We start from the raw sequence: 17952 nt of genomic DNA, 5'->3' as shown, positions 1-17952 counted from the left end.
CTTAAAGTGACAGTGCTTTATAAGAGGCACGTGAATGGGAGGGGCAAGCGATGCTTCCGGCATGGCTGATCATCACGGCATCAATTGCCTATCTGCTGCTGCTGTTTGCGGTGGCAAGCTATGGCGACAGGCGAAGCCGCCGCAATGGTGTGCCTGCGGGCGGGCGTCCGCTTGTCTATGGATTGTCGCTGGCGGTCTACTGCACCTCCTGGACCTATTTCGGCGGCGTCGGCCTGGCTGCGGATCGCGGCCTCGAATTCATGGGCATCTATATCGGCCCGATCCTGATGCTGACGTTGGGCCTGCCGCTGATCCGCCGGATGATCGAGATCGCCAAGGTCGAAAAGCTAACCTCCGGCGCTGATTTCGTCGCCGCCCGCTATGGCAAGAACCCAATTGTCGGCATGCTGGTCACGGTAATTTCGCTGGCCGGCTCCATTCCCTATATCGCACTTCAACTGAAGGCCGTCTCCAATTCGGTCGGTGTCATGGTCGATCCGGCCAGCTACGGCATCGGCACCGGCAATCTCTATTTTGTCGATCTGGCGCTGATCGTTGCCCTGACGCTTGCCTGCTTTTCGGCGATTTTCGGCACGCGCCATACGGACGCCACCGAGCATCAGGACGGGCTGATCCTGGCGATCTCGATGGAATCGGTGGTCAAGCTGCTGGCCTTCTGCACGCTGGGCATCACGGTGGTGTTCTTCCTGTTCGATGGCCCGGCGGATCTCTGGCGCGCGGCCACCGAAAGCCCGAGGGTGATGGAAGCGCTGGCCTATCAGACACCGCTCAGCCGCTGGCTGCTGCTGATCGCGCTCTCTGCCTTCGCCATCCTGATGCTGCCACGCCAATTCCATGTCAGCGTGGTCGAAAACCGCACGGATCGGGAACTGCGCCGGGCCGGGTGGATGCTGCCGCTTTATCTGATCGCCATCAATCTCTTCGTGCTGCCAGCCGCCATTGGCGGGCTTCTGGCCTTTAATGGCACCGGCAATGCCGATCTCTATGTGCTTTCCCTGCCGCTGACCCATGATCTGCCATTTGTCACGCTGGTCACCTTTATCGGCGGTTTTTCTGCCGCAACCGCCATGGTGATCGTCGAAACGGTGGCGCTGGCCATCATGATTTCCAACGACATCGTCCTGCCGGTTCTGCTGCGGCGTGGGTTCAGGCATGGACCTGAGGCCTCGCAAAGCCTGGCCAAGACCGTGCTTCTCATTCGCCGCCTGGCGATTTTTGGCGTGTTGCTGCTCGGCTATGCCTATTTCCGGCTGGCCAGCGACGACCGAGGCCTTTCCTCCATCGGCCTGCTGGCCTTTTCCGCCATTGCCCAAATTGCCCCTTGCCTGCTGGGCGGCCTCATCTGGCGCAGGGCCAATGCCAGAGGCGCGATCCTTGGCCTGTCGCTTGGCTTTCTCACCTGGATCTACACGCTGCTTTTGCCGAGCTTCGGGCTTGATGCCCATAAGGATCTGGCGCCGGATATCCTGTCCTTCCTGTTTCCGGGTGTCGATGCCTTCAGCCGCGCCGGGGCCGATCCGCTGCTGACGGCGACCGTACTGTCCCTGCTGATCAACCTGTTGGCCTTCGTGCTTGGCAGTCTCAGCCGCAATCCCCGCCCGGTCGAGCGCATCCAGTCGGGCATATTCGTGCGTCGGCACCAACGCTCGCAATTTGCCACCAAGGGCTGGAAAACCCGGGTCAGCATCGGCGATCTGAAAACGGCGATTGCCCGTTATCTCGGTCAGGAGCGGATGGAGCGCTCACTGAAAAGCTATGAGCGCGATGCCGGTCGCCGGTTGGAAGACGATAGCCCCGCCGACATGGCTTTCATCCATTTCACCGAGCAATTGCTGGGTAGCGCCATCGGCTCGGCCTCGGCCCGGTTGGTCCTGTCGCTGGTGCTGCAAAAGGCCGAGGATACCTCCGCCGACACCGCATGGCTGCTCGATCAGGCAAGCGAGGCCCTGCATTATAACCAGGATATGTTGCAAACTGCGCTCTCGCAGATGGACCAGGGCATAGCGGTTTTCGACAGCAGCAGCCGATTGACGATCTGGAACCGGCGGTTTCGAAGCCTGCTCGATCTGCCCGACGAAATGGGACAGGTCGGCGTGCCGCTCAGCACGATTGTCCACCGGCTGACCGAGCGCGGCGCCATTGCGGCCAAGGAGGAAGCGGGCGTTCTTGCCAATTTCCACCACCTCGACGAACCCTTCCAGCTGGTGTTGAGCGAGGGTGCCCAGATCATCGAGGTGCGCTGCAATGCCCTGCCCGACAAGGGATTGGTGGCAACCTTCACCGACATCACCCCGCAGGTGGCGGCGGACCGGGCCTTGAAACAGGCCAATGAAACGTTGGAACAGCGGGTGGGCGAGCGCACGGCGGAACTGATGCGGGTCAATACCGCACTTGCCGAGGCTCGCGCCAGCGCCGACGAGGCCAATATCGGCAAGACCCGGTTCTTTGCCGCCGCCGGTCACGACATTCTCCAGCCGCTCAATGCCGCAAGGCTCTATTCCTCGGCACTGGTGGAGCGGCTGGGCCAATCGGAAAATGCCGGGCTGGTGCGCAATATCGATTCGGCACTGGAATCGGTCGAACAGATTCTTGGCGCGGTGCTGGATCTGTCGCGGCTGGATACAGGCGCAATGAAGCCGCGCTTTGCCACCGTCCCCCTGCAAGGCCTGCTGGAGCGGATCAGAACCGATTTCGAGCCGATGGCGCTGGAGAAAAACCTGAAACTGGTGGTGCTGCCGACCACGCTCAGCGTGCGCTCCGATGCCAATCTTCTGCGCCGGCTGGTGCAGAATCTGGTCTCCAATGCCATTAAATATACGCCCTCGGGAAAGGTCCTGGTCGGTGCGCGCCGCCGTGGCGGCCAGGTGATCATTCAGGTAACGGATTCGGGCATCGGCATTCCGACATCGAAATTCCGCACTGTGTTCAAGGAATTTGCCCGGCTGGACGAAGGCATCAAAACCGCCAGCGGGCTTGGGCTCGGTCTGTCGATTGTCGACCGTATCGCCCGGGTCCTCAAGGCGACGGTGGCGCTGGAATCCCGGCCGGGTCGAGGCACCAGTTTTCGTGTCACGATACCGATCGAAAAGAGCGCCAAGGCGCCGTTGCCCGCTGAGGATTTGGCGACCGCGACCGCGCTGCGGAGCAGTCTTACCGGCCTGCGCATTCTGTGCATCGACAATGAGCCGGATATTCTGGACGGCATGCGGCTGCTGATCAGCGGTTGGGGCTGTACGGTGATGACCGCTGGCTCGGTCACTGATCTTGACACGACCTTCAGCGACAATCCTGTTGCCCCAGATGTGATCATTGCCGATTATCATCTGGGAGATGGCAGCGGTATCGGCGCGATCCTGCGCCTGCGCGCGCTCTACGGTCAGCCGGTACCCGGCCTGCTGATTACCGCCGACCGCACCGCCGACGTGCGGGCGGAGGCGGAACGGCAGGGCATTGCCGTGCAGCATAAGCCCGTCCGTCCAGCGGCTTTGCGGGCCTATATTACCCAGGTCTCCAGCCCCCGCCGGAGCGCTGCGGAATAGAAAATTCTGGTTTTTCCCGGCTTTTTACCTTGATGCCGTTGATCTGCCGCGTTTCAGGCCTACCTTTGTTAAGGCTTGCACCTTTGGGTGTGAACACTCCGATAGTCGTCATGCAACTCACGCATTTTCCGTGTGTCGGCTGAATCGCTTCCGCTACGGCCATCCGGGACGTCCCGGAAATGGCCTGGCAAAAAGGAAGCTTCAAGAAGGCAATGCGGTGCCCATTGCACCCGCGCCTCCCTTGAGACGAAAGGACATTACCATGACGCAAGCGAAAAACGGCGATACCGTCCGCATCCATTATGTCGGCCTGCTGCCGGATGGCACGCAATTCGACACCTCCCGCGACCGCGATCCGCTCCAGTTTGAAATCGGCTCCGGCCAGATCATTTCAGGGCTTGAACGGCAGGTGGATGGCATGGAAGTCGGGCGCAGCCAGCGGGTGACGGTGCCTGCCGAGGAAGCCTATGGCGCGCACGATCCCCAGAAAATTCAGCAGGTGGCGCGTGACCTGATACCCGCCAATGTCAATGTGGCACCCGGCACAAGGCTTCAAGCGCAGAGCGGCAATGGCACACCTCTGATTGTCACTGTGACCGATGTGGCAGGCGATGTGGTGACGATCGATGCCAACCATCCACTGGCTGGTCAGGATCTGATTTTCGAGGTCGAACTGATCGATATTGTTCGCGCAGCGTAATCGACCTGCGCACAGCCTAACCAGATCACCCCTCCGCGCATCGTGCCGGAGGGGTTTTTCATGCTCCCCCACCTTCAGTCCAATGGTGTAGCCTCAACAAACTGCTTATGGTTGGCCGTACTGATGATGCAATGCCGGGGAGGGTTAATGCGCATTGCTCTTTTGTCCGACATCCACGGCAATGCCCAGGCCCTTGATGCGGTCTTGCAGGCGACGGCGCAGGCCGGTGCCGAACGCATCGTCATTCTCGGCGATATCGTCGGTTATGGCGGCGATCCTGGCCGCTGCGTCGACAAGGTCCGCGCTTTGCAGCAGCAAGGCGCCTTGGTGGTGCGGGGCAATCACGACCAGGCGGTAAGCGATCCCGCCATTTCCCTCAATGACACGGCCCGCGCCGCCATTCACTGGACGCGGCAAGTCCTCAGCGAAGAACAGCGCGCCTTTCTCGCCAATCTACCGATGATGCTGCGGGATGAAGACCGGCTCTATGTCCATGCCGAAGCCACCTCACCCTCGGCCTTTCACTATGTGACCGATACGGACGCGGCAGCGCAGCATTTTGCCGCCTGTACGGCGCGGCTGAGTTTTTGCGGCCATGTCCATCGCCCGACGCTTTATGCGCTGGCTTCCTATGGTCAAACCACCGATGGCCCTCCACCTCAAGGCAAGATCACCACTTTCGTTCCCCATTCGCAAACGGACATTCCGCTTCTGGCGCAGCGGCGCTGGCTCGGCGTGATCGGCTCGGTGGGCCAACCGCGCGACGGCGATCCGGCGGCGGCCTTCGGCCTGCTCGACACCACAAAGAGCACGCTGACCTTCCTGCGGGTCAACTATGACATCGACGGCGCAGCGGCGGCCATCCGTGCTGCGGGCCTAACGGAAACGCTTGCCACACGGCTTTACAGGGGACGATGACATGGCCCGCAACCGCCTTGAACCCGGCAGCGTGATCGATGGTTTTACCGTGGTGGAGCAGGCGCACAAGGGCGGCATGGCGCGGCTCTATGCCGTAACCCACCCCGATTATTTTTTCCCGCTGCTGATGAAAGTGCCGGAAATGGGCGGCGGCATCGACCCGGCGATGATTGTCGGCTTTGAAATGGAGCAGATGATCCTGCCGCGTATTTCCGGCCCGCATGTGCCTCGTTTTGTTGCCAATGGCGATTTCACCCATCTGCCTTACATGGTGTTTGAAAGGCTGCCGGGCAAATCGCTCTATCCATTGCTGGACAGCCTGCCGCTCAGCGCAGATGAGGTGGCAAGGATGGGTGAGCGGATCGCCACGGCGCTTGCCGACCTGCATCGCCAGCATGTGGTGCATCTGGACATCAAGCCCTCGAATATCCTGTTTCGTGACAGCGGCGAGGCGGTACTGGTGGATTTCGGCCTGGCGCGCCATCTGGATCTGCCGGATCTGGTGAACGAGGAATTTCGCCTGCCCTATGGCACCGCCCCCTATATGGCGCCCGAACAGATCCTGGGCATTCGCTCGGATTTTCGCTCCGACCTGTTTGCACTGGGCGTGCTGATGTATTTCTTTGCCACCGGAAAACGCCCCTTTGGCGATCCGCAGCGGCTGAAGGGATTGAAGCGTCGGCTGTGGCGCGATCCGGTGCCGCCACGAGCGCTGAACCCGGCGATCTCTCCCGCATTTCAGGAGGTTATCCTGCGCTGCCTGGAGGTAAACCCGGCAAGGAGGACGCCGACCGCGGCCCAACTGGCGCTGGACCTGAAGGACCTGCCGGCAGTTCCCCTGACGGCGCGGGCTGACAAGCTGAAGCAGGATGGGCTGGCGGAGGTTTTGAAACGTCGCTTCAACCCCGACCCGATCGAATTGCTGAAACCGCAAACCGCTACGGCGGCCCTGGCCAATGCACCGATCATCGTCGTCGCCCTCGACCTTGGCGAAACCTCGATGGAGCTGACGGAAGCCATGCGGTTGACGGTGTCGCGCATCATGGCGCGCTCGCCCGGCGCACGGCTTGCCTGCCTGAATATTTTGAAAATCGCCCGGCTCAACCTGGACAATGACCTGGACGACGAGGGCAATAACAAGCATGTCGCCCGCCTTGGCAAGCTGCGGCAATGGGCAGCGCCGTTGAAGGACCAGCCGCAAATTACCTGCCATGTGCTGGAAAGCACCTCACCCGCCAATGCCATCCTGGATTATGCCCGCGACAACAGTGTCGACCATATCGTCATGGGTGCTCGCGCCAATTCACCAAAGCGCGCCCTGCTCGGCAGCGTATCGGCGGAAGTTGCCTCGAAAGCCCCGTGTACGGTTACGGTGGTGCGCGTGCGGGAGACTGCGCATAATGGTAAGAAATAACTTACATTTATAGGTTTTCAGGCGAACAGGCCGCTGAAGCGCACCGAATAGATCCGTTCGCGGCCAAGAAGATGCGCGACCAGCGTCTCCCTTGCGAAAAGCCCTGTGAACGCCTTGTGCTTCAGATCCAGCCCGCCCGTCGTCACCCCGAAAGCCGGCATGATCAGCCGGTCGCCATCGGCGGCAAAACAGGCGCGGCGCACGGATTTCTCCCGCCGGCGCACGGTGGCTGACGGGTGAAGATGGCCGGCAATCTCGCCTCTGGCGCTTTCACCGATTTGCGGTTCATGGCGAAACACCAATCCGCCATAGGAAATTTCATCGGCCACCATGCCAGCCAAGTTTTCGACCCCATCAGGATCATGATTGCCGGTAATCCAGATCCATTCGCGGCCTCGTGACATCTGCTCAATTGTCTGCCGGAACGGTTCCGGCATCAGCACTGAGCCCAACCGGTCATGAAACGTGTCACCCAGACTGACAACGATGGCCGGATCGAAACGGGCAATCACCGCTTGCAGTTTTTTCAATGTCGCAATGGTATCATAGGGCGGCAGAAGCTGGCCACGCCGCGCAAAGGCCGCACCCTTTTCCAGATGCAGGTCGGAGATGACGAGCAACCGTGACGCTGGCAGAAACAGCGCGCCGGACAGGTCGCAGATAGCATCGACACCGCAGATCTCGATCTCGGCGGTGAGGTCCATCCTGTCCGGGCGCATTATAGAAGCCGTCGTCAATCCAATCATATCTGGCCCGTCATATCCTGACCATTCCATTTTATCCCATCGCTTCAGCGATGAGATCTTCCGCCGCTTCCGCCAGCACATCTTCCTGGGCTTCGCCGACCACCGTTTCCCGACCGATCTCCAGCATGACCGGCACGGCCAGCGGCGAGACATGGTCCAGTGCCTTGTGGAGAATATGGCCGTTTACTCGCTTTAGCATATCGCCAAGCCGGGCAATGTCCAAAAGACCGTTTGCCGCATCGGCGCGGGTCGCCTGCAGCAGGATATGATCGGGCTCATGGGCGCGCAGCACATCATAGATCAGGTCTGCTGAGACCGTCACCTGCCTGCCGGATTTTTCCTTGCCGGGATGGCGCTTTTCAATCAACCCGGCAATCACCGCGCAGGTGCGGAAGGTGCGCTTCAGCATGTAGGAGGAGTCCAGCCAGGCCTCCAGATCGTCGCCCAGCATGTCTTCCTCGAACAGGTCAGCCAGCGAAAGCTTGCCCGTGGACACCATCCAGCCGAGATCCTCCAGCCCCCAGATCGCCAGGGCGTAATCCGTTGCCACAAAGCCAAGCGGCTTGGCCCGCCACCGTTCCAGCCGCCGCGTCAGCAGCATGCCCAGCGTCTGATGGGCCAGCCGCCCCTCAAACGGATAAAGCACCATGTAGAAGCGCTTGCCGCGTGGGAAAGTCTCAACCAGCAGGTCGCCCCGCTTCGGCAGCACGGATTTGACTTTCTGGATGTCCAGCCAGTCACGCACCTGATCCGGCAGGCTGGCGCGGCGGGCGGGATCGTCCAGCATGGCTCGCACCTGATCGGCAAGATAGGTCGAGAGCGGAAATTTTCCGCCCGCATAGGCGGGAATTTTCGGGTCCTGCGAAAAAGCATTGGACACCAGGCATTCGCTTTCGCGCAGGCCTTCAAACCGCAAGACCTTGCCGGAAAACAGGAATGTGTCGCCCGGCGACAGTTGCTCGACGAAATACTCCTCGACCTTGCCAAGGGTCATGCCGCCTCGCCCGATGGAGCCAAGGTGATTCCGCTTGACGAGCCGGACATTCAGCATCGGCTCCTCCACAATCGTGCCGAGATTGAGCCTGTATTGCTGCGCCACCGCTGGATTGGAAATCCGCCAGCGTCCTTCTGCCGTCTTGCGGATGCGGGCATAGCGGTCATAGGTCTTCAGCGCATAACCGCCTGTGGCGACAAAATCGACAATCCGCCCAAACGTGTCTCGCGACAAAGAAGCGTAAGGCATGGCTGACGTTACTTCATGATAAAGATCGTCCGCATCAAAAGGTGCGGCACAGGCCATGCCCAACACATGCTGGGCCAGCACATCCAGCGGCCCCTCGCCCACCGATTGGGTGTCCTGCGCACCGAGATAGTTGGCATCCAGCGCCGCCTGGCATTCCATCACCTCGAAGCGGTTGGCGGGAACCAGAATGGCGCGGCTCGGCTCATCCATGCGGTGATTGGCCCGGCCAATCCGCTGGGCCAATCGGCTGGCACCCTTCGGCGCGCCGATATGGATGACAAGATCGACCTCACCCCAGTCGATGCCGAGATCCAACGTCGAGGTGGCGACCACGGCACGCAGCCGGTTGGCGGCCATCGCCTCTTCCACCTTGCGGCGCTGGCCGACATCCAGCGAGCCGTGATGCAGGGCAATCGGCAAGCTGTCGTCATTGACCGTCCACAATTCCTGAAACAGCATTTCCGCCTGGGAACGGGTATTGACGAAGATGATCGTCATCGCAAACTGTTTCAGCACCGCATAGATATCAGGAATGGCGTAACGGGCCGAATGGCCGGACCAGGGAATGCGCTCCTGCGTGTTCAAAATGGTAATGTTCGGCCTCGCCCCGCCAGCCACCGTCACCAGCCCAGCCAAGGCCGCTTCCCCCGGCTTTTGCGCCACCAGCCAGCGCTGCAGCTCCGGCGGATCGGCAACGGTGGCAGAAAGGCCGATGGTTTGAAGTCCAGGCGCCAAGATCCGCAGCCGGGCCAGCCCCAGCGCCAGAAGATGGCCACGCTTGGAGGTAACGAGCGAATGCAATTCGTCGAAGATCACATAGCGCAGGTCCCTGAAGAAGCGGGGCGCTTCGCCATTGGCGATCAGCAAAGCCAGCTGTTCCGGCGTGGTCAGCAAAATATCCGGCGGATTGAGCTTCTGGCGCGCCCGCTTGGCCTGCGGCGTATCGCCGGTGCGGGTCTCGATGGTAACAGGCAGGCGCATTTCCTCGACCGGCTTGACCAGATTCCGCTCGATATCGACTGCCAGCGCCTTTAGCGGCGAAATATAGAGCGTGTGAATGCCGGTAAAGGCCTCTCCCGGCCGCTTTCGCCCGCGCCGGGTCAGATCGACCAGCGAGGGCAGAAACCCGGCAAGGGTCTTGCCGGCCCCGGTCGGGGCAATCAGCAGTGTGCTTTCCCCCTGCCCGGCCCGCGCCAGCAGGTCCAACTGATGCGCACGCGGCTGCCAACCCTTCTTTGCAAACCAATGCTCGAAGGATTGAGGCAGAAGAGAAAGCGTGGATTCCGGCTCAGACACAGAGATAAAATAGGTGAAACCGGATTAAATAGAAGCGGTCCCCGACTATTTTGAGCATATAAACCCAGGCTTTATTGCATCGCCGCGTCCAGCTTGGCCTTCCAGTCGCCGTTTTCCAGCGCCTTTGCCATGAAGCTGTCCACCGCAGCCTTGAAGCCTGAGTCCTTGCGCAGCAGATAGGCATTTTCAAAATGGGTGAAGGGTTCCTTGACGGCAGCCGGGCAAAGCACGCCGGGATGCAGCTTGGATTGCAGGTCCACTTCCACGCCATCGGTCACCATCACATCCGCCTTGTTGGCGGCAATCTGGTCAAAAATCACCTTATTGTCGGGAAACACCTCGATAGGTGCCTTGGTGAAATGCTCATGGGCAAATTTGTCGTTGGTGCCGCCGGGATTGACGATGACGCGCACCGACGGCTGATCGATCGCTTCCAGCGTCACCAGCCTGTCCTTGTCCTCGCAGCGGACGATCGGCCGTTTGCCATCCTTGACATTCGAAAGCGAGAAATCGCCCACCTCGGCGCGGGCCGGATTAACGGTAATACCGCCCAACACCATATCGAACTTTCCGGCTTTGAAATCCTCCAGCATGGTTTTCCAGGTGGTCATCACAAATTCCGGCTTGACGCCGAGATCGGTGGCCAGCGCCTTGCCCATGGAAATATCGGCTCCGACCAGTTCACCGTCGCCACCCTTGTAGCTGAAGGGTTTATAGTCCCCTGTCGTGCCAATGCGGATCACGCCCGCCTGCTTGATCACCGCCAGCGTGCCATCCTCGGCCTGGGCAAGAGAGGTTGTCAAAAGCAAAGCTGTGACCAGAGCGGTGCGGAAAAACGTCATTATCTGTCTCTTTCTTGAGCATCAATCAGGGCGGGGGCCGAATTCAGCCCATTGGCATCTGAGCAGCAATTTTCATTCCAAATGACAAGACCCTCCAGCCTACATGGCGATATAGCGGTCCTTGCGGTGGTTGATCGCCAACGTCAGATTGACAACCACTGCCCCAATGATCGAGCAGGCAATGATGCCGGGCGTCGCCACGAAGAACGAGCCAATCAGCACCATGCCGTCAAAGCAAAGCTGCACAAGCCCGGCCCGCCAACCATAGCGATCCTGAAGATACAGCGCCAGGATACCGAAGCCGCCAAGGCTTGCCTGATGGCGAAACAGCACCAGCATGCCAGTTCCCACCAGAAGCCCGCCAAAGATGGCCGCGACCAGCGGGTCCAGCAGGGAAAAGCCGATGAATTTCGGCAGGACGGCGCTGAGCACCGAGGTCAGCAACACGGCGATGAAGGTTTTTGCCGTGAACGCCAGACCCATCCGCCGGAACGCGAAATAGTAAAAGGGTAGGTTGATGGCAAAGAAGATCGGCCCAAACCCCACAGCCGAAACATAATGCAGCAGGAAGGCGACACCCGCCGTGCCGCCGGAAAGCAATTTGGCATTGGACAGCAGGACCACGCCCAGCGCCGCCAGCATGCTGCCCGCCAGCAAGCCCTGCACATCGTCCAGCATGGAATGCTGTTCAGGACTTGAGGCGATGGGCTTGCGGGACTTGCCTGCCTGTTTGTCTGCTGCCGCCATGAACCTGTCCTGCCTTTGCCGCCACCTGGGGATGTTTATCCGTAGACCTGCGGGCCGGGGTCCTCAAGCGCTGAGGCGCGACATCGCCAAGGTTATCCCCGGTCGCCGGAGACCGTGTTCGAGATCGACGCATCAATATACATATCTTCGAAATTACAAATTAACGATCATCTTCTACTCTCTGGCCTATGAAACAGGCTCGGCGAGATTTCTTGCTTTTCCTGCAATGCATTGAAAACCAAGTCTCGAAGATGCTGACGCTTCCTTCGACTTAAAGATATCGAAAATATCTCAAACGCGTCAGAGGCTTGAGATATTTTCAAAAGGAATACGAACTGCCATTTTCAATGACACTTCGTATAAAGGCCGTGGAGGAGACGCCGGAACAGATGAACACGACCATGACGCTTATTCTGGTCAATAGTGCCCTTGTCACGCTGTTTTCCATCGTTTCATGCAGGCTGGCCGGTTGGCTGGAACAGCAGAACCCTGCCTATAGGCCAATCGGGCTTGGCATTGCTGGCGGCGTCACAGCCATCGTCGCCATGCAATTTCCGATAACGATCGTACCGGGTCTTTTCATGGACCTTCGCAGCAGTGCTATTGCGGTCTGCGGACTGATGGGTGGTCCGGTTTGTGCGATTTTTGCAGCGGGCATTGCCATAACCTGGCGCGTTCTGGAAGGTGGGATCGGCGCTGGGGCAGGAGCCCTTTCTATTTTACTGGCTGCAGGCGCGGGTGTTTGGGCAGGTTGGCGCGATGAACAGGCAATCTTGAGCCTGCGGCGCATCGCAGCCATGGGCCTTGGTCTCACCATCCTGCCGCAGATAACACTCTTGGTCCTTCCGCCTGAAACATGGCCAGCGGTGTTTGCCGTCCTGCCAGTGCTTTTGCCCATGCAATGTCTGGCTGCTCTGCTGGCAGCGGCTGTGATCAGAAGTGAGACATTGCAACGCGCTCGATTGCAGGAAGCAAAACTTTACCGGACCGTTATCGAGAGCATGCCGGAAATCCTGACGGCCAAGGATCTAGAAGGCCGCTTCATCCTGACCAATCCCGCCACGGCCAAGGCCCTTGGCCTGGACGACCCCGCACAGATGATTGGCAAGACCGATGCGGATTTTTATTCCTCCGAGCTTGCCGCCCGCTACCGCGCTGACGAAGAGGCTGTCTTTGCCGAGGGCAAGCCTGTCCATATCGAGCAGAGCTATGAAACGCCTGCTGGTGCCAAGGGCTGGTATTCAACCCTGAAATATCCGATCTGCGACCAGAGGACCGGCGAGATCATCGCTCTCGCCACCCATAGCCGCGACATCAGCAAGCAGAAGGAACTGGAGCAGCAATTGGCCGAGAGCCGCCAGCAATTGGCCGATGCTCTGGCCAATATGGCCGATGGTCTCGTGATGTTCGACCGACAGGGAAAGTTGGTCTACTGCAATGAACGCTATCGCTCCATGTTTTCCAAAACCGCCGATATCAGGGTGCCTGGCGCTGATCTGCACGACATCATCGTCGCTTCGCGCGCCCGTGGCGAAGAGACGACACCTCGCGACAGCGACCCCATCCCGCCAGAACAAACGTTGGATAGTCTGCCTGCTTTGCCGCTGGTGCCGGGCAAGCGCGAAATCACCCTCTGGGACGGACGAAGCCTCGAAGCTCAAACAAGAAGCGTCGGCGGCGGCGGTTCACTGATCGTCTTCACGGATATTACCAGGGCAAAACAGGCAGAAGGCTTGCTGCGCCACACCAATCGCGCCCTTGAAAAAGCGGCCTTTACCGATGGGCTTACCGGGCTTTACAACCGTCGCGCCTTTGATGTGCAACTTCGGCAAGAATTTGCACGGTCCCAGCGCACCGGGTCTGGCGTCAGCCTTTTGATGATCGATATCGACCATTTTAAACTGTTTAACGACCGTTACGGACACCAGGCGGGGGACCAATGCCTGCGCCAGATCGCCACGACGTTGCGTTCTGTCGCGAAACGCAGCACCGATATCGCAGCCCGCTATGGCGGCGAGGAAATGGCGCTCATTCTCTCCGACACCGATCTTGGCGGAGGCTCCACTGTGGCAGAATACTATTGCCAGGCAGTCCGCGACCTGCATATTCCCCATGGCGATAGCGAAAAGGGTATCGTCACCATCAGCATCGGCGTGGCAGCGGTTCCATCCGACGATATCCACTCCAGCGACGAGCTGGTGGCAAGCGCCGACGCAGCGCTTTATCAGGCAAAACACAGTGGCCGCGACCAGTATTTCACCGCCAGCCATGCTCCCGCCCTGGACACGGTCCCGCAAAACCGCAAACCGGCTTTGGCAATCGGCAATGCCTTAAAATAATCGAAAATGCATCTCCGCACCCCGGTGAAAAGCCGAGGCGCCATTCTGCATAGTGTTTCGAATGAACGTCATGGCGGATGTCAGGATCAGTTTGAACCTGACTGGCTCTCAATGCCCACTGGCCAGATAGATTTGTGGCGCTACCGCCGTCATGTCCAGCTTGGGGCGGGCGATGGCGAGGAAGCGATCCAGCGGGCAGGCTCCGTCAACCTGTTCCTTTTCGCAGCCTGGCAGGGTGATGGTGGCCTGGAGTGGCGGGTTTTTGTCATCCAGAACCGATGCATTGCGGATCTGGTCCAGCGACGGCGCGATGAACTGCATGCGCACGAACACCTTTCCCGTGGCATCGTGCAGACGCTCGAACGCCATTGTGCCGGTGGGAGGGGTTTCATCATCGAGATAAGGCGGGATATGCCAATGCAGGCCAAGCATGGCGCCAATTTCCGCCTGCTGCGTGTCGGAACCGGTAAACAGCAGATATTTCGCATTTGGCGGGCCATCGCTGGGCGCACTATTGTTGGCCAGACCTGTTGCCGGATCGGCGGCCACCGCCAGCAACAGCTGATTGAGAAGATTGGAGCCATCGCGGGCGGCAAGATAAGGAACACGATTGCCGAGATCGTATTTGATCTGACGCAGCTGCGACAGGCGGATAATGTCCGCTTCAGTCGGCACCTTGCCAAATCCCACCTGATCGGCAGGAAAACCATTGGCATATTGCAGCAGGAAAACCTGCACGACGGTGCCTGCATCCTTCAACGGGCCGACCACTTCGACGCTGGCAGGCTTTTCCCCCTTGGCCTGCTTGACCTTGATCGACCAGGGGCGCTGCGACAACGTGCAGGCAGCGGACGCATCGGCCTTTTCGCAAAGGGAGGCAGCGCAGCAGTCGAGAATGCCGTCGAGTTCCTTCATCAGGCTGGCAGCGCGCGCCCGAGGCTTTTCAAGATCGCCACCCGCCGCCTCCAAAATAGCGGCCTTGGCCTTGTCGGGATCGACAGCGCCAAGCCTGGTATCGGAAGGGGCATAGAGCACATCGACGCCATCCGTGGCCTCGGTGTTGTTGAAACCAACCGTCAGGCCGCAGCCAGGAAACAGGGTGGACAGCATCACATTGCCGGTATCGATGGTGCGCTTCACCGAACCATTCGCCCAACCAAATACCGTGCCGGTCGCGGGACACCCACCCTGCGGCAGAAGCCCCCGGCCCCTCAGCATAGCGCTCTCCCACCGCGCCAATTGCGCCGTTGCTTCAGCACCATGCGGCGTCAATTGACCATCGGCGGTATCCCATTGCAGCCAGGGCTTGGACGACAGCGGGACGATTTCCTTGACACTGGTTTGCGGGCGCACGCCATGACGCATCAGCACCACATACTTATCCAGCACCATGCCGCTATCGGCAAAGGCTGGCGCGGAAAAGCCCACCGTAGCCAAGCTGAGCGCAGAAAAAACCAATGTACGAACCGATATGCCCATCGCCGTGCTCCCGCTACGCCCAACTTGAACCGAAAATGAAACAAGGACTGTAGCGGCTCACTTACCTTTGGCGGGTGACCGTTATATGACAGAACATAAAGCAGGCTAGGCCGTACTCCGTCAGGAACGCAGCGCCGCCACCGGCGATTGGCGATAGGCAAGCCAGGCTGGCAGTGCCGAAAGCAGCGCCGCAAAGACCAGCATGGCGCAGATCTGCCAACCATCCTGGCTCGTGAATTCCACCGGCAGGTTAAAGCCATTGCTGGTCTTGACGGTTTGCGAAATGACCTTTGCCGCCGCATATCCCATAGCCACACCAAACCCGATGCCGCCCAGGAACAGGCTGAAAAGCTCACACCAGACGATCAGGAAGACCGATGACCTGGGAGCGCCGAAGGCTCTGAGAGCGCCAATCTGCTTGCGGCGCTGGCCGATATGAACGACCGTCACCAGCAAGAGCGCGCCTGCCACCAGCGCCTGCGCGCCGATTGCCACAAAGGACAAAACCAGTTTCGCGTCGCCCAGCGTCGCGTAAAGCCTGGTCAGGACCTCGCCGGGGAAAACGCCGAGTGTCCGGTCGTTGCGATAGTCCTGCCGCAGCTTATAGGCGGCGGAAATGGTTTTCGGCTTGACCAGAATGGCCGGTACGCCGGGGTCTGCGGCTGAAAACTGCTCTGAGAGAGCAGCATTGGGGTCGATATGGCCGTGATGATCATGCTCGTCATGGTCCTCGCCGTGACCGGCTTCCCCCTTGTCCGCTGCTGCCTCCTCCGCATCATGATCCTCATGCTCTTCACCGAGACCGTGAATATGCCAGACGGCCTGAACCGGAACGAGGATTGCCCGATCCCAGGCCGTGCCGGTGGCTTTCAGCCTGCCAACGACATGATAGGCCAGTTCGCCATGGGTATGGCCGCCTTCGGCAGCCGTGCCATGCATCGGCTTGACCGTATCGCCGGTCTTCAGTTTCACATCGGCACCGACCACCGCCTCGCCTTCAAGCGCGAACATCTGTCCTTCGGCAAAGCCCGGCGTGGTCGCGGCAATCAGCCGTGTCGTCGTACCGACAATCGGATAACCGGAAAAACTATCGCCAAACGCCACAGGTGCTGCCCATTCCACGCGGGGATCGGCCTGCAATGTCGCCAGAACCGCACCCGGCACCAGCGGCAAGGGCGAAGGCTGCAAAAACACCGAGGACAGGACCAGCTGGGTTTCCGACCCGGCTGCGCCAATCACCAGATCGAATTTATCGGCAGCCCGGGCGCTGCCCAGCCGCAATGCCCGTTCCTGCAAGGTTACCGTCACGCCAAGCGCAGTCGACAGCGCCACCAGCAGGCAGACAACCAGCGCACCGGCCCAGAGGCGGCGCAGATCGGCAAGAATGAAACGGATCATGCGTCACCTCCCCGAGGTCCGACAATGCCTCCAGCAATGTCACCTGTGTCATGGACGATTTCGCCGTTTTTCAACTCGATCCTGCGTGGCAGGCGCTCCACCAGACGGGCATCGTGGGAAACGACGATCAAAGTGCTGCCCTCGCTTTTCGCCAGATCCAGCAGGAGATCGGCAACCGCAGCCCCTGCCTCGGCATCGAGGCTTGCGGTCGGTTCGTCGGCAATGATCACGCCGGGTTTTCGCAGCAGCGCGCGGGCCACCGCCACCCGCTGCATTTCGCCACGCGACATAGTTTCAATCGCTTGATCCGGTCGCCCAAGGCCGAAGCGCGGCATCAAGTCGTGGGCGCGCTCGACTAAGGCCGGTGTCGCCACTCGCGCCAGCCGGGCTGGCAGCAGGATATTGTCGATGGCCGACAGGCCGGAAAACAAATGAAATTCCTGCATGACAAGACCGATATGCGCCGCGCGGAACCGGTCACGCGCGCCTTCCGACAGGCCCGACAGATCAGTGCCGTTCCAGCGGGCGCGGCCTTGGCGCAGGCGCTCCAACCCGGTCATCACATTGACGAGCGTGCTTTTGCCCGAACCGGAACCGCCGATGATCGCCAGTTGAGCCCCGGCAGCAACCTCAAGCCGACCAATGCTTAAAACCGGCTTCGGCAGGCCCGCGTAGCGGACCGCCACATCCTCGAGAACAAGCGACATCATGGGCGATCACACCGTGCCATAAGTGGCATTTCTCAGCCGCAACAGACTGACGAAACCGGTTTCAGGGTCGGTCCACGACCCCATTTCCAGGGTTCCGACCACTTCGATGCGGGTTCCCGGCTGTACGAACGTCTGCTTTTGATCCAGGTAGACAACGACGATATTGTCCGGCCAGTCCGCGTCCGAGGAGCAGAACGGGCAGAGCGCCATCGGAATTTCCGTCAGCACGAAAAACGCCGCTTCCGCTTTCAGCGGCGGCGCCATGAAACCGCGCATCGCCACCGGTTTTCCGTCAGCCTGTTTGACCATGTCGGAAAATTCCAACCCGAGCACGCCAACCTTGCCATAGAGCTGGTCGAAATCGATAAGCTGCGGTGCAGCTTTTGCCGGTTTTGAGAACAGCCCAAGGGCGGCAAACCCGAAAAGGGCCAAACTGTCTCGCCGCCGAAAAGCAACCCGGTTGAGATCTGTCATCGTAACGCCTCGGCCCTGAACGCGGCATCGCACCACGCCATGCACCCTCAAAAATAGAGCATTTCCAGGAAATGCGTAAAAACCCC

General features: G+C 59.9%; 13 protein-coding genes. 5 read left to right on the top strand and 8 right to left on the bottom strand.

Annotated elements, in window-relative coordinates; genetic code table 11:
* Nucleotides 1–50 precede the first annotated feature (50 nt).
* The 4 genes from FS819_RS01115 (at nt 51) to FS819_RS01100 (ending at nt 6592) form a co-directional block, all read left to right on the top strand.
* Nucleotides 51–3560, top strand: a complete 3510-nt coding sequence (locus tag FS819_RS01115; RefSeq protein ID WP_156548732.1) for a PAS domain-containing hybrid sensor histidine kinase/response regulator — start codon at nt 51–53, stop codon at nt 3558–3560.
* Between the two features lie 262 nt (nt 3561–3822).
* The gene (locus tag FS819_RS01110; protein WP_156531401.1) at nt 3823–4260 is read left to right on the top strand and encodes an FKBP-type peptidyl-prolyl cis-trans isomerase; all 438 of its coding nucleotides are present in this window, start codon (nt 3823–3825) and stop codon (nt 4258–4260) included.
* Nucleotides 4261–4407: 147 nt separating this feature from the next.
* Nucleotides 4408–5178, top strand: a complete 771-nt coding sequence (locus FS819_RS01105) for a metallophosphoesterase family protein (RefSeq protein ID WP_156548734.1) — start codon at nt 4408–4410, stop codon at nt 5176–5178.
* Nucleotide 5179: 1 nt separating this feature from the next.
* Entirely contained in the window at nt 5180–6592 is a 1413-nt protein-coding gene (locus tag FS819_RS01100; protein WP_156548736.1) for a protein kinase domain-containing protein, read from the top strand.
* A 17-nt stretch (nt 6593–6609) separates the two neighbouring features.
* Here the strand turns inward: FS819_RS01100 and pdeM are convergent, their stop codons facing one another.
* From pdeM to FS819_RS01080, 4 genes are all read right to left on the bottom strand, one after another.
* Nucleotides 6610–7311 (bottom strand): ligase-associated DNA damage response endonuclease PdeM, encoded by a 702-nt coding sequence (gene pdeM, locus FS819_RS01095; protein WP_409050060.1) that lies wholly within the window; start codon nt 7309–7311, stop codon nt 6610–6612.
* Nucleotides 7312–7369: 58 nt separating this feature from the next.
* Nucleotides 7370–9877 (bottom strand): ligase-associated DNA damage response DEXH box helicase, encoded by a 2508-nt coding sequence (locus FS819_RS01090; protein WP_409050055.1) that lies wholly within the window; start codon nt 9875–9877, stop codon nt 7370–7372.
* Between the two features lie 71 nt (nt 9878–9948).
* Nucleotides 9949–10719 (bottom strand): transporter substrate-binding domain-containing protein, encoded by a 771-nt coding sequence (locus FS819_RS01085; RefSeq protein ID WP_156548741.1) that lies wholly within the window; start codon nt 10717–10719, stop codon nt 9949–9951.
* A 99-nt stretch (nt 10720–10818) separates the two neighbouring features.
* Nucleotides 10819–11466, bottom strand: coding sequence for a YitT family protein (locus tag FS819_RS01080; RefSeq protein ID WP_156548742.1), 648 nt, complete (start codon nt 11464–11466; stop codon nt 10819–10821).
* A gap of 347 nt (nt 11467–11813) precedes the next feature.
* Between FS819_RS01080 and FS819_RS01075 the strand changes: the two genes are divergently transcribed.
* Nucleotides 11814–13805: a diguanylate cyclase gene (locus FS819_RS01075; protein WP_156548744.1), complete on the top strand. Its 1992-nt coding sequence runs from the start codon at nt 11814–11816 to the stop codon at nt 13803–13805.
* Between the two features lie 108 nt (nt 13806–13913).
* On the opposite strand, the gene FS819_RS01070 is transcribed toward FS819_RS01075, so the two are convergent.
* The 4 genes from FS819_RS01070 to FS819_RS01055 all read right to left on the bottom strand — a co-directional run bounded on the left by FS819_RS01070 (nt 13914) and on the right by FS819_RS01055 (nt 17866).
* The gene (locus FS819_RS01070) at nt 13914–15284 is read right to left on the bottom strand and encodes a histidine-type phosphatase (RefSeq protein ID WP_156548746.1); all 1371 of its coding nucleotides are present in this window, start codon (nt 15282–15284) and stop codon (nt 13914–13916) included.
* Nucleotides 15285–15404: 120 nt separating this feature from the next.
* On the bottom strand, nt 15405–16682 hold the full coding sequence (locus FS819_RS01065) for an ABC transporter permease (protein ID WP_156548748.1): 1278 nt from the start codon (nt 16680–16682) through the stop codon (nt 15405–15407).
* Nucleotides 16679–17392 (bottom strand): ABC transporter ATP-binding protein, encoded by a 714-nt coding sequence (locus tag FS819_RS01060; RefSeq protein ID WP_156548750.1) that lies wholly within the window; start codon nt 17390–17392, stop codon nt 16679–16681. The genes FS819_RS01065 and FS819_RS01060 overlap by 4 nt, the downstream gene beginning before the upstream one ends.
* Before the next feature lie 6 nt (nt 17393–17398).
* Entirely contained in the window at nt 17399–17866 is a 468-nt protein-coding gene (locus FS819_RS01055; RefSeq protein ID WP_156548752.1) for a hypothetical protein, read from the bottom strand.
* Between the last annotated feature and the right edge of the window lie 86 nt (nt 17867–17952).

The sequence above is a fragment of the Allorhizobium sp. Av2 genome (assembly GCF_021462805.2).
In the GTDB taxonomy this organism is placed as follows: domain Bacteria; phylum Pseudomonadota; class Alphaproteobacteria; order Rhizobiales; family Rhizobiaceae; genus Allorhizobium; species Allorhizobium vitis_G.
The sequence above is the reverse complement of the archived record's forward strand: the minus strand, read 5'-3'. Positions and strand labels throughout refer to the sequence as shown.